At 41.0% G+C, this 12551-nt stretch carries 16 protein-coding genes and 1 tRNA gene; 6 read left to right on the top strand and 11 right to left on the bottom strand.

Going from position 1 to position 12551, the window contains the following annotated elements; translation table 11 throughout:
• Positions 1-92 precede the first annotated feature (92 nt).
• The 4 genes from ACPEGP_RS06940 to ACPEGP_RS06925 all read right to left on the bottom strand — a co-directional run bounded on the left by ACPEGP_RS06940 (position 93) and on the right by ACPEGP_RS06925 (position 2388).
• The gene (locus tag ACPEGP_RS06940) at positions 93-494 is read right to left on the bottom strand and encodes a hypothetical protein (protein WP_423812992.1); all 402 of its coding nucleotides are present in this window, start codon (positions 492-494) and stop codon (positions 93-95) included.
• A gap of 97 nt (positions 495-591) precedes the next feature.
• A complete protein-coding gene (locus ACPEGP_RS06935; RefSeq protein ID WP_068407573.1) occupies positions 592-951 on the bottom strand; it encodes a SirB2 family protein in 360 nt (119 codons plus the stop codon).
• 80 nt (positions 952-1031) lie between these two features.
• Complete coding sequence (locus ACPEGP_RS06930) at positions 1032-1358, bottom strand: BolA family protein (RefSeq protein ID WP_333614848.1); 327 nt, start codon at positions 1356-1358, stop codon at positions 1032-1034.
• Between the two features lie 217 nt (positions 1359-1575).
• A complete protein-coding gene (locus ACPEGP_RS06925) occupies positions 1576-2388 on the bottom strand; it encodes a M48 family metallopeptidase (protein ID WP_068407582.1) in 813 nt (270 codons plus the stop codon).
• Between the two features lie 505 nt (positions 2389-2893).
• Here ACPEGP_RS06925 and ACPEGP_RS06920 point away from each other — a divergent pair.
• Positions 2894-2968, top strand: a tRNA-Gly gene (locus ACPEGP_RS06920).
• 441 nt (positions 2969-3409) lie between these two features.
• Here ACPEGP_RS06920 and ACPEGP_RS06915 read toward each other — a convergent pair.
• The 4 genes from ACPEGP_RS06915 to ACPEGP_RS06900 form a co-directional block, all read right to left on the bottom strand.
• Positions 3410-3835: a transposase gene (locus ACPEGP_RS06915; RefSeq protein WP_423812991.1), complete on the bottom strand. Its 426-nt coding sequence runs from the start codon at positions 3833-3835 to the stop codon at positions 3410-3412.
• Positions 3807-4157 (bottom strand): IS630 transposase-related protein, encoded by a 351-nt coding sequence (locus ACPEGP_RS06910; protein WP_423812990.1) that lies wholly within the window; start codon positions 4155-4157, stop codon positions 3807-3809. The genes ACPEGP_RS06915 and ACPEGP_RS06910 overlap by 29 nt, the downstream gene beginning before the upstream one ends.
• Positions 4158-4335: 178 nt before the next feature.
• Positions 4336-5241 (bottom strand): LysR family transcriptional regulator, encoded by a 906-nt coding sequence (locus tag ACPEGP_RS06905; RefSeq protein WP_423812989.1) that lies wholly within the window; start codon positions 5239-5241, stop codon positions 4336-4338.
• A gap of 157 nt (positions 5242-5398) precedes the next feature.
• Entirely contained in the window at positions 5399-6010 is a 612-nt protein-coding gene (locus tag ACPEGP_RS06900; RefSeq protein ID WP_423812988.1) for a YceI family protein, read from the bottom strand.
• Positions 6011-6421: 411 nt separating this feature from the next.
• On the opposite strand from ACPEGP_RS06900, the gene ACPEGP_RS06895 reads away from it, so the two are divergent.
• Both ACPEGP_RS06895 and ACPEGP_RS06890 read left to right on the top strand, forming a co-directional pair.
• Positions 6422-6796 (top strand): DoxX family protein, encoded by a 375-nt coding sequence (locus ACPEGP_RS06895; RefSeq protein WP_423814260.1) that lies wholly within the window; start codon positions 6422-6424, stop codon positions 6794-6796.
• A gap of 138 nt (positions 6797-6934) precedes the next feature.
• Complete coding sequence (locus tag ACPEGP_RS06890) at positions 6935-7654, top strand: YoaK family protein (RefSeq protein WP_406947861.1); 720 nt, start codon at positions 6935-6937, stop codon at positions 7652-7654.
• Between the two features lie 111 nt (positions 7655-7765).
• On the opposite strand, the gene ACPEGP_RS06885 is transcribed toward ACPEGP_RS06890, so the two are convergent.
• Entirely contained in the window at positions 7766-8116 is a 351-nt protein-coding gene (locus ACPEGP_RS06885; protein ID WP_423812987.1) for a GNAT family N-acetyltransferase, read from the bottom strand.
• A 324-nt stretch (positions 8117-8440) separates the two neighbouring features.
• On the opposite strand from ACPEGP_RS06885, the gene ACPEGP_RS06880 reads away from it, so the two are divergent.
• From ACPEGP_RS06880 to ACPEGP_RS06870, 3 genes are all read left to right on the top strand, one after another.
• Complete coding sequence (locus ACPEGP_RS06880; RefSeq protein WP_191692533.1) at positions 8441-9154, top strand: pirin family protein; 714 nt, start codon at positions 8441-8443, stop codon at positions 9152-9154.
• A gap of 90 nt (positions 9155-9244) precedes the next feature.
• Positions 9245-10183, top strand: a complete 939-nt coding sequence (locus tag ACPEGP_RS06875; protein ID WP_191692534.1) for a pirin family protein — start codon at positions 9245-9247, stop codon at positions 10181-10183.
• A 196-nt stretch (positions 10184-10379) separates the two neighbouring features.
• The gene (locus ACPEGP_RS06870; RefSeq protein ID WP_068407496.1) at positions 10380-10991 is read left to right on the top strand and encodes a nitroreductase family protein; all 612 of its coding nucleotides are present in this window, start codon (positions 10380-10382) and stop codon (positions 10989-10991) included.
• A 116-nt stretch (positions 10992-11107) separates the two neighbouring features.
• On the opposite strand, the gene ACPEGP_RS06865 is transcribed toward ACPEGP_RS06870, so the two are convergent.
• Positions 11108-11557 (bottom strand): DUF962 domain-containing protein, encoded by a 450-nt coding sequence (locus tag ACPEGP_RS06865; RefSeq protein ID WP_144296691.1) that lies wholly within the window; start codon positions 11555-11557, stop codon positions 11108-11110.
• Positions 11558-11716: 159 nt separating this feature from the next.
• The gene (gene pnuC, locus ACPEGP_RS06860; protein ID WP_423812986.1) at positions 11717-12475 is read right to left on the bottom strand and encodes a nicotinamide riboside transporter PnuC; all 759 of its coding nucleotides are present in this window, start codon (positions 12473-12475) and stop codon (positions 11717-11719) included.
• Between the last annotated feature and the right edge of the window lie 76 nt (positions 12476-12551).

Raw genomic sequence — 12551 nt, 5'->3', positions numbered from 1 at the left:
CGTCATGATTAAACATAAAAAAGCCAATATGCTTATCGCGTATTGGCTTTTTTTGTAAGAGACTTTCAAAACTATGAAACAGCTATGAATGATTACTCACCATAAATCTTAATACCATTGGCAAAGCTACAGCGCTGGATACGAGCCGATTGGATAATGGCATCACGCTCACCATAGAGGCGAGATAATTTGGCATCACGAGCTTTGGTATTATTACTTTTACCCACGCCAAAGCTGATATTAGGCGAGATACCCCAACGTCCAGCGGAAACCCCAACGCCGACACCCGAGGTAGCTATGGTCGATTGCTCATTGCGTGCTGCATTGACATAGCGATTGACACGGTTATATTCTTGGCTCAGTGCTTGGCAGTCATAGCTTTGATAAGTGCTCGGTGGCACGTATTGCGGCGTAATGTTACCCGTTGAGGCGCAGCCCGAGAGAGCAAAAACGCCAGCTGTTGCGAGTAGTGTTGCTGCAGTAAGAGTTTTCATAATGTCTCCGTTAGGCTACGTTGATGTGATGGTATCTATTTAAGATATCAAAAAAACGGCGATTAAGATATTGAAAAAATATGTCTTTTAGTCCCGATTAAAACAAATTACCCGGCTTGGTAAAGGCGAGTACCAAGATACCAACATAGGCGATACCCGCGATCAGAATGCCCGTTTTTCTTTGGCTAGGCGTGGCTTTATCATTAAAGGCTTTAATACTGGCACTGAGTGCGGCAACCAACAAGATGACTTTAGCAAATACCCACTGTACTGGCGCATTAACACTCATGAGTTGCACCAACATGCCAGCCCCTGAAATAATAATGACGGCATAGAGAATATGGGTCGATATTTTTACCGCAAATGGTGGCTTTTTGTTTGCGCTTAATACCACATAGCTTTGGTATAAAAACAGCGCAATCAACAGGACGGCCATGAGCATATGTAGATGTTTCATTGGATAGGGTTTCCTTTAAAGGTGCCGTTTGCCAGCTTATCTATGTTATTTGGGAATAGCGTTAAGACTAATTTTTGAGACTAGCCTTTATTTTGCCCTGCGCATAATGGGCTGTCAGGGCTTTGGCCTTGCCATTCTGTTGGCGTATAAGCGTGGATAGCCAAGGCGTGGATTTGACCACCTTGTGAGGTCAAAAGTGGATTTGCTAGATTGTACACGAGCTGATGCCGCGCCACCAAGCGTTTGCCTTCAAAGGCATCACTGACAATGGTCAGTTTAAAGTGACTTTCTTTGCCGTCAAAATAACCGGCATGGTTCATTGATTCATTCACCAGTTCAATATGCTGTGCTTGCAGGGCTTGCAGTTCCTTATTTAGGGCGTCTGCAGTCGGCGTATGAGTTGTCATAGTATTCCTCGTTATTATAACGCTTGGCCTTTCAAATGGCTGATGGCACTTATTATAGCAGACCCTGATATTTATGCTGCAATGCCCTCTATGCAAGTGTCATGACACGTTAGTTATGCGCATAAAAAAGCAGAGCGTAACCTTATTACGCTCTGCTTTTATCGTCTATTATTGTCGTCTATTACTATTTACTATGAATACCATTTGCCATTAAATTTTAACGACGTGCTTTTTGATATAACGGCATTACCTTAGGCATCAATGATTGCAATTGCGCAATTCGGTTGCTGCTGGTTGGGTGAGTGCTCAAAAATTGTGGTGGCTCACCTTGACTGGCGCGTTGCATTTTTTGCCACAAGGTAATCGCGGCTTGCGGGTTGTAACCTGCACGTGCCATCAGCTCAAGACCGATTTGGTCAGCTTCTGCTTCTTGCGTGCGGCTGTGCGGACGGCTTAAACCTAAGTCTCCTGCAACGTTAGCAAGCTCAGCCTGACCTTGCGATAGACCAAAAATACTGGCTGCGACACCGATACCCGTTTGCGTGGCATATTGACGCGATAAGCGCTCGCGTGAATGCTCACGTAGGGCATGAGACATCTCATGACCCATAATAGCGGCGATTTCGTCATCGCTAAGATTTAAGCGATCAATGATACCGGTGTAAAACATAATCTTACCACCTGGCATCACAAAGGCGTTCAAATCGTTAGACTTAATGGTGTGAACTTCCCACTTCCATTTCGCTGCGTCAGGACGATAAACGCCCACTTGGCCAATCAAACGGTTAGAGATATTTTTTAAACGATTGAGCTGGGCCTTATTGGTATCAAGCAAACCGCGTGCGCGTGCTTCTTGGATATTTTTATTGTAGCTTTGCGCTGATAGTTGCTGTACTTGCTCGCTAGAAACCAAAAGCAACTGCTGACGGTCAACGCCGACAGCGCCGGTACTGGTGGTACTTGAGCAACCAGTCAGGGTCAATGCCGACAAAGATGCCGCCATGATGGTGGTGGTAAATAGCTTCTTCATAAAAAGTCCTCGCTGTAAATATATAAAAAAATTAAACAATATTGAAATTAAAAGGGTCGCGGTAAAGATGGTTTTTTATTAAAAAAGGTTAACTGATTAAAAACTTGTCATGCCTGCTGATCTACCGAAACGATAAAGCTCTACCGCAACTATCTATCGTTAGGCATAAGTATAATAATGTTGGCAAGTGAAAACCTAGACAGAAAAAGTAACAATAGGCAGTAGGATTGTAAATACGTTAAGTGCAAGTTTGCTACGCGTTTATAGTAGGCGTCATAAAATTTGCTACGATTTCTAAATATTTTAAATTTATAGCGTTATTATTAGGAATGAAAATAGTAATTGAAATCAATAATATATATGTTTTCTTGCCTTGAAAACCACTCAAAGCTTCAGTTACGGGCTAAAAAATTGAAAAAAGCTATTGACACCTACAGAATATTTGCTAAAATAGCCAGCCTATCGAGACGTAGTCGTTGTTAACAATATTACGATTTGATATTTAGCGGGATTAGCTCAGTGGTAGAGCACAACCTTGCCAAGGTTGGGGTCGAGAGTTCGAATCTCTTATCCCGCTCCAAATATAGCTTGCGAAAGCACTAAAGCCTTACTTCTTATAAGAAGTAAGGCTTTTTTTTATATTTTAAATTTAGCACTTAACATTTAAAAGGCAAGTTTGCAGCGCTATTAAAAGCTTATAGATATACTAAAAACCCCTGCCTTATAAAATGCACCCGTTACAAATTACGGATAATTTGTCACACTCATTTAATTTTAGTCGCGCATAATAATAGTCTGTAGATTTTAAAAATAATAATAACGATGATAAGGATTTTTTATGCAAGAATTTCAATATATAGTCAGCTCAAAATAAAATTGTTATGGTTGGGACAAACATCATAAAACAATTTGGATAAGTCGTTTTCCATCCAGCCTTGGCGTAGAAACTTCACCTGAGCCCATTTTTTCTCCCACTCGAGCACAGCTCTCGTCTTGCGCTCGGGCAAAGCAGTGCTTTGCTTTATCCTCGCTCAGGATTCAGATCAGGGCTGTACGGCGGCAGCCATAGAATACGATGCCCGTGCCTGTTTAGTAGCTTTTGAATACGTTTGCTCTTATGAAATCTGGCGTTATCCATCACAATCACGCATTTGGTTTTAAGACTTGGGATTAGGGTTTGTTTGCACCAGTTGTAGAATATGCTGCTGTTGATGTTTGTCTCAAAGTAATCAAGCGCAAACAGCATCTTTTCATACAGAGCACCAATAACGTTGGTTCGCTTTTTACCTTGCCAGTTGTAGCTATCGATACAAGGTGTACCAATCGGTGCATAACCATGAGAGCGAATGGTTTCAGCCTCAAAGCCACGCGCGTATATATAAACGATGGGATAGCCTTGTTGTTTAAAAGTATCAAGCTTACTTTGATATATCGCTCTTTTTATCAAACAGGCTTTTGGATGCTCTAAAGTCTTTTTTTTGACTGATGCCTAGGCGCTTTAGGGCATGATGAATGCCTGTTTTACTACAGTTTAAACGACGTGCTCGCTCGTACTGATAATCATCAGGATGTTCTTTGACATCATTGAGTAGCACGTCATCTGGTATTTTATAGGGTTTGGTTTGCCTGGTTGTTTTACTATGAACACGTCTCTTCCAGTTTTGTATGGTGGTTGGGCTGAGGTTATAGAATTTAGCTGCCTCGGCAAAGGTCATACCCTCGTCTAAGCTTTTTAGTACTTGTTTGCGGAAATCTAGTGAGTAAGTCATGGTCTTTATAATAACAATTGGGTTTGATAATTAGTTTATAACATTTTTAAGTAGGATTGACTATAAATCCATGTCGCATCTCCTTATGACTGATGGATAACTTAAAATCATACTAGCAGTATAGTTTGAGAATTTATAGCGACTTAAAAAAACTGCTCAGTGTGCCAAATTGGTTTTATTAGAATTTATCCCAATAAGGGTCATCACCAAAACGCTCGGCAATAAAATCAATGAGATAGCGACAGCGCTGCGACAAAAAGCGATTTTTCGGGTAGACCGCATAAGCGTTTAAAGTGGGCAGTTGGTACTGCTGCATAATGGGCACCAGCTTACCACTGGCTAGGGTTTTATAAGTGATGAAATTGGGCAAAAAAGCAATACCGTGTCCCTTTACCGCCATATCGCGCAAAAAATCGCCGTTATTGACTTTTATTTTTGAATTGATAGCGACTTGATGTTTTTTGCCTTGCTCGTCTATCAGCTCTATCGTGCTAGATTTACTCAGACCGTATTGTAAAAACGCATGCTTGGCCAAATCTTCTATGGTTTTTGGTGTGCCCATTCTAGTCAGATATTCAGGACTGGCACATAAGGTATAACGAATCAGCGCCAGACGTTTGGCTTGATAGCTTGAATCTTGCAGCTCTCTAATCCGAATCGCTAATTCAAAGCCTTCTTCGACCAAATCGGTATGGCGGTCAGAAAAGTTTAATTCAAAGTTCAGATTAGGATGCTGATTGGCATATTCATCGATGACATCGTTTAAGTGCATCAAGCCAAATGACAAAGGCGCAGTCATTTTTAAGGTGCCCTCGATACGTGTCGGCGCGCCACTGGTTTCCTCGTTTAGCGCGTCCACTTCGCTGAGGATATTGTTCACCTTTTGGTAATATTGCTCGCCAGCTTGGGTTAAGTTTGATTGGCGCGTGGTACGGCTAATCAGTTGACTGCCCAAACGCGTCTCTAAATCCTTGAGTCGGCGGCTCACTGCTGATTTAGCAATATTAAGTTGCTCGGCGGCCTTGGTAATGCTACCCGCTTCGACTATACGCACAAACATCGCCATATCTTCTAGTTGTCCCATCTTAGCTACCTCCTTACTGTTATTTGGCTGTTATTATTTAGCGGTTAATCATATAAAAAATAAAAGACCGAGTTAAAAACCCAGTCTTTTTATCAATAACGCCAAATAGTTTAGACTGTGTTCCGTATAAAATACGGTTTAAAGTCGTCAAGCCGTCTTATTTAAGATCGGCTTTTTTACTGCCTTCTACCTGAACGACCAGTTTGATGTCTTTCATCATACCGCCATCGGTAAAGGTGTTGATGCCCCATTTGGTTCTATCGATCGTGGTTTCAAAATCACCACCGCACGCTTCAGCTTTTAATAAAGGACTGTCATAACAGTTAAATTTAGTGGCCGTTAAAGTGATTGGATGCGTCTGACCTAGCAGCGTTAAATCGCCTTTGACCGCTTTGACTTTATCGCCGTCAAATTCCCACTTAGTCGATTTAAAATAAGCGGTTGGGTGTTCTTTTACATTGAAGAAATCGGCAGATTTAAGGTGACCATCAAACGCTTTAATACCTGTGCTCAAGCTGCCCATCGGGATAGTAATACCGACAAAGCCTTTTTTCTCTTTAGGTGCGTACTCAAGCGTACCTGATAGATTATAAAAGCCGCCAGCGTTGGTCGTGGTACCAAAGTGATCGACGAAAAAACGTACGGCGGTATGTTTGGAATCAAGCTCATAAGTTGCAGCGTGACCTAGTGTGCTAAGCAAACCAAGCGTACCGATAGCAGCAAAAGTAATGGCGCGGTTTGTTTTTTTAATAGAATTTATAGTGATCATAAATCATCCTTTTTAGGTAAGTAAGTAGAAGCTAGCGTTAAGTATGTCTTACATAATAACATAATGAGTGTAGAAAAAAATTAGGATATTAAACGCTAAATGGCATCGAAAAATGTTTCTTTCTGTGGCGCTTATCTCTAGCGTCTAATAGTATGGCTAAAATGCTAACTGTCTTAATAGTGAGTATAAATAGCACGTAACGCTATTGACGTTTTTAATATTGTACCAGTAGAATTGCTATTTGACTGTTCTCTAAAAGAGAACTTATATTTGCGATTATCTTGGTTTATCTGCTATTAAGCAACGACTACAATAATGCCATCATTTAATCGAACAAAAGTCTTTTGGGTAAAATTTTTATAATGATGACTTTTATGTTATTGGAGAATACTTATGGATAAGCTGTAAGAGCTGAGCGCCCCAATTGGTCGCTTATTGTTATCGATGATCTTTATCTTTTCTGGCTTTACCAAAATTACTGGCTACGCGGCCACCCAAGGTTACATGGAATCGATGGGCGTACCTGGTATGCTATTGCCTTTAGTCATTGCTGTTGAGCTGCTTGGCGGTATCGCAATTTTATTAGGCTTCAAAGCGCGCTTGGTGGCGATTTTAATGGCTGGTTTTAGCATTGTGTCGGCGCTACTTTTCCATCAATTTTGGATTGATGAATCACAAATGAACCCGTTTATGAAAAATATTGCCATGGCAGGCGGTTTCTTGATGATTTTTGCTCATGGACCAGGCTCATATTCAATTGATAACAGTCATACGCGCAGAATCTAGTAGAGTAAATGGTTTAAACAATATCATCTTATGATCATAATCAAGGAGCCCCTATGAGCGCATCCATAAATATCGCATTAATTATCGGTAGTTTGCGAAAAGAATCCATCAATCGTAAATTTGCAAGCCAGTCGTCGCGTGCCTAATCCTATCTCTGCAGAGGCTGCCAAGCCGCCCAGTTTTTGGCAACGTCATCAAACGCCCGTATTATTAACCGTGGTCGGCGGTGCGATTGATACCATTGGTTTTATCACCTTGTTTGGTTTTTTTACTGCCCATGTCACGGGTAACTTGGTGATGGCTGGTAGTGGCTTGGTGAAAGGTGAGGCGGGTTTATGGATTAAACTTGCCGCTTTACCGTTGTTCATTTTAACGGTTATGGTCACCAAGATATTTATTGACCATAGTCAGAATAAACAACTGACCTTGAGCTATTTATTTTTAGCAGAAGCGGCTTTTTTGACCGCATTTATGGTGGCTGGGCTTTATTATCAGCCGTTTGTTGATGCCGGCGATATTACCGTAGCAATAACGGGTGGACTCGGTCTCATTGCACTGGCGATTCGTAATACCGCTAGCAAGACAGTGATTAAGCACATGAGCCCGACGGTATTGATGACTGGAAATACCACGCAACTGGGTATCAATTTGACTGATTATCTCCTTAACCGAAACGCCGATAATGGCAAAAAACTGGCACACAGCTCAGTATTGGTGTTTAGCTTTTTAGTTGGCGCGTTAGTCGGTGCGCTGCTATATACGCAGCTGAGTTTTTGGGCTGTAGGTTTGTTTGTATTGCCCGTGCTGTATTTATCAGTGATGGCACGCGATAAAGAATTCTTAGCGCATATCGCTTAAGGAATACTACCAATAATAAATCTCACCTAAACCATTGCCAATAAAAAACGCCCTAGCTTTATTGATAGGGCGTTTTTCTTGCTTGCTGGTTAAGCACTTATGTATCGCTATTCAAGGCGTAGCGTTATGAAATACTGAATTGTCTTGGTACTCTGGATGCTTGTCAATATAAGACTTTACATAAGAACAAGTTGGTTTCACTCGCAGGTTTTTCGCCGCTGCATCATCCAAAATGTATTTGACCAGATAGCTTGCAATGCCTTGACCACCTAACTCTGCTGGCACTTCGGTATGTTTGTATTCAATACCTTTTTCGCCGGCGCTCGTGGTGAAAAATCCATAATCCTCTAAAGCGATTTTGTCATCGATATGAATCTCAAAACGCTTCTTTTCGGAATTATTAATAACTTCATAATGTAATGGTTGTTTATTCCCTACATCTGTCTTTGCCATATCTGACATGGTTAAATTTCCTTATATCGTATGATTAACATCTTCTAGACTTAATTTACACCTGCTCGCGTTACTTTTTTCATCACACTTTTATCGTAACTTTGGTCATAGTAACAGCTCATGCTAGTTGTACTGTTATGAGTATACAGAGTTCTGTTATAAATATATTACCTTAAATTTATGATGATATTGTTCTAAAAATAAGAATAGTCAATTGCGGATATTGTTATTTATCTGTTAGTAGACAACAATTATAATAGTTTCATTGTTTAAACGAGTTAATGAATGTCAAATTCTAAAGCAGTTTAACTTATTAATAATTAAGGATACATTATGAGAACCATCTATCATGCAGCAGATTCTCGTGGCGATGCCAACCATGGTTGGCTAAAGAGCAAACATACCTTTAGCTTTGCCAATTATCACAATCCAGAACGTATGGGCTTTGGGGCGCTACGTGTTATTAATGATGATTTTGTCATCGCAGGTCAGGGTTTTGGTAAACATTCACATCGCGATATGGAAATTATCAGCATTCCTTTATCAGGCAAGCTCGGTCACGGCGATAACATCGGTAATAATGGCATCATTGAAACCGGTGAAATCCAAGTCATGTCGGCGGGCACGGGTATCACCCACAGTGAAATGAACGCCGATGACCATGAAGCGGTGAGTTTTTTACAGATTTGGGTCATTCCAAACAAAATGAACGCTGAGCCTCGTTATCAGCAAATCCGTATGGATGAATTGATGAAGCCAAATGCGTTTAACCAAATTTTATCGCCTAATAGCGATGATGCAGGCGTGTGGATTCATCAAGATGCTTGGTTTAGCATGGGTGATTTTGATAAAGGCGTGACAGAGACATATCAGCTTAAAAATCCTAACAATGGCGTCTATATTTTTGTCATTAGCGGTAAAGTCGTTATAAACGGTAACACTTTGGATACCCGCGATGGTCTAGGTGTTTGGGATACCAAGAACTTTACGATGGATGTCCTCGATGGTGCTAAAGTATTACTAATGGAAGTACCTATAAACTTTTAAGACTAAATGAGCTTTTAATGCCAAATAATAGACATTAATTTTTATCTTTTGGTCACACTAGATTCTATATCACATCATAAGAGGTAAATTATGAGTATTGAAACCCTAGAGCCGCGCTTAGCAGATGTGGGCGGCATTCCCATTGCTCGTCTGTTACCCAATAAAGGTAAGCAGCCAATTGGTGCTTGGTGCTTTCTAGACCATGCAGGTCCTGCTGAATTTAGCGAAGATGAAAGCGGTATGCAAGTCGGTCGTCATCCGCACACCAACCTGCAAACCTTTAGCTGGATGCTAAATGGTGAAGTACTGCACAAAGACAGCTTGGGTAATAAGCAAGTGATTACCAAAAACCAAGTCAACGTCATGACAGCAGGTACTGGCCTTACCCAAGGTATCAGTCATACAGAGCAGAGCGTTTTTCCTGATACCGGTGGTTCGGCAGATGCCGCTCGTGGTCTAAGTATGGTACAACTGTGGATTGCGCTACCGACCGATCAACAAATCGAACGCAGTTTCCACCATTATCCAGAGCTACCGACATGGCGTGAAGATAACGTCGAGATGGTATTGACGACGGGCAGCTATGACAGCGTCACAGGTAAGCGCTATGAAGCGCCAACCATTCAGTACTCAAAAATGGTCGGTATCGACGTTTACTTTTTAGAGGATGGTGAAGTTACGCTTAACCTAGAACCGGGTTTTGAATATGGTATCTTGGTGACAGAAGGACAGATTGAGTCTGAAGGCAAAATTTGTGAGCAAGATCAATTGTTCCGCTTCCACGATAGCGACGTTGCCAATAATAAAAGCATCAAGCTAGTCGCCAAAAAAGGCACCCGTGTGATGTTTATCGGCGGTGAGCCATTAAACAATCAAGTGCTGCTGTGGTGGAACTTTGTCGCCGACAACAAAGAAGAGATTGAGCAATCTATCATCGACTGGAACAACGGTCATGAGCGTTTTGGTAATATCGACTCAGACATGAAACGCTTGCCAGCACCAGAATTACCGCAAGGCTTTAAAGGTTAGTTTGTTTAGTTTATTTTGGTTTTCATAAACTATTAATAAGATATAATTACAAAAAGGAAGTATTGATTAAGGTCAATCTTTCTTATAATACAGCAGATTTGTTGATAGTACGCTTGCTTGGTATTACCCATTAATCGTACTCGTATTCATTAGCTTCTAATCACTAATATTCCTAATAAATAATATGGAGAAAATTATGTCAGACCTAAAAACATTAGAGAAATTGGCAGAAAAACGTCGTTCAGTTTATGCTTTGAGCGATCAATTACCCGTTTCAAATGATGAGATCGTCAAGTTGGTTGAACATGCGGTTTTACATACGCCATCGTCATTTAACTCGCAATCAACGCGTATCGCTGTTTTGTTTGGTGACGACCATAACAAGCTTTGGCAACTAACCGAAGATACCCTACACGATATCGTCGATAACGAAGAGCAATTTGCGGCGACCAAGCAAAAAATGGATGGCTTTAAAGCAGGTGCTGGTACTATCTTGTTTTTTGAAGATCATAGCGTCGTCAGAGACATGCAAGCTGCTGCGCCTTTGTATGCAGACAAATTTCCAATTTGGGCGCACCAAACCAATGCGATGCACCAGTACATTATTTGGACGGCGTTAGCCAGTATTGATGTCGGCGCCAACTTACAGCATTACAATCCTATTATCGATAAAAAAGTCGCTGAAGAGTGGAATATTGATGAGCATTGGGAGATGAACGCGCAATTGGTATTTGGCGCTATCGAACAACCCGCAGGCGACAAGGAATTTAAGCCTCTCGAAGAGCGTATGAAAGTATTTGGTAAATAAGCTATTTTTTAAAATAGCTAGCAATTAGAAAGAGCGCCACTCAATGGATTATTGGGTGGCGCTTTTTCAACTGTATTAAACGGAAAAGTTAAGCTAGTAGCAGCATTAAATACCGTTTATTGAGCTTTTTTACGGCGCATCAAGCTATTAGCTACCCATGCTGGACCAATCAGCAAGAACTGCAAATCTTCAAAGAAAGACGGTTTTTTGCCTTCAATTTTATGGCCAACAAATTGTCCAATCCAAGCAACCACAAAGATAGCTGCCCAAACCTTAAAGCCCCACGGCAGTAGCGTCATCACTGATAAGCAAATGAGAATAAATATGCCCATTGCCAAAAACAGCGGCGTCGATAAACGCATATAAAATATTAAAACTAAGGCGCTCATCACCAAGGTGAACCAGACCGATAGCGACATGCCCATGCCTAAGATACTGACAAAAATGGTTGGAACACAGAGCCAATGGATTTTTTTATTGACTAGGTTTTGATGGCTGACAGAATATTCACTGAGCCATTGCTCAAGTGTGCGTTTTGACATACGGCCTTGACGGGTACGAGACATACTAACCTCCTTGTTAGCAAATAAATTTATTCTTACCAGTTGTAGCACTAATTGGCACAACCTGCCATTTTATCTGGTAAACCGCACAGTCAAAACATACTATCTTATTAACCTCATTTGTCTGTTTTTCAACTTTTTATGTTTTACCAAAATTATCCCTTAACCTACTGGTTGGGTTGACTCTCTAGAGTCTTGCTCGCTGCGATACCATTCATACAGTCCGACAAATGAATTAACTTGGTAAACCATGGTTTGAATGGCAAAGATATAATTGCCCGACATTAGGTTAACGGTTAGCCAAACGAAATTGGATAAAATCCATAACCACCAGTTAAATGAATAACGCAGAATCATCGCTGCCTGCGCAGTGATAGACAGCACAAAAGCGATAACATTAATCCAAAAGAAAGAGATAAAGCCCAAAAACTTACTATTATCATCTTCAACGACGGCGTAACCATAGCTGGCAAGTAAGTTATTTACTGTAGGAAACAGCGCCAAACCGATGACCATAAAAGCGATGGTTAATAGCCAAATCCAGCGACTGGCAGATTTGGGCACCATATCGCCATCGTCGTCGGTATGCTTGGACCAATAAAAAATCCCATAAAGATGACTAAAAAAGTTAAATAACGGTGCGAGCATCAAACCAACGGCGCCAGAAGTCGCTTGAACCACAAATTCACCTGCGGTCGCCGCCATCCCAAAACCATTACCCAAAATATTTTTGCGGAACGATAATGACACCACGCAAATCAAACCGATAAATGACACGGCTAAATAAAACCAATCAAGGGTATTGTGTTCGGTAGTCAGCCAAAAGCCTGCTGATAAAGCAATGACACCGCAAATAAACCATAGGACAATCCATTGAATCGCCCATTTGCCGGTGATGTTGTCTAGAAGCTGAATACGCATAACGTCTTTTTCCTCAAAGTATGGAAGCTATTATCGTTTTTTTCTTATTTTAGAGTTATTTTTTTAACCGTATTTT

Source organism: Psychrobacter sp. 219-2-C (assembly GCF_049560815.1).
In the GTDB taxonomy this organism is placed as follows: domain Bacteria; phylum Pseudomonadota; class Gammaproteobacteria; order Pseudomonadales; family Moraxellaceae; genus Psychrobacter; species Psychrobacter faecalis.
Note: the sequence above shows the minus strand (reverse complement) of the source record. Positions and strands in the feature narration are given on the sequence as shown.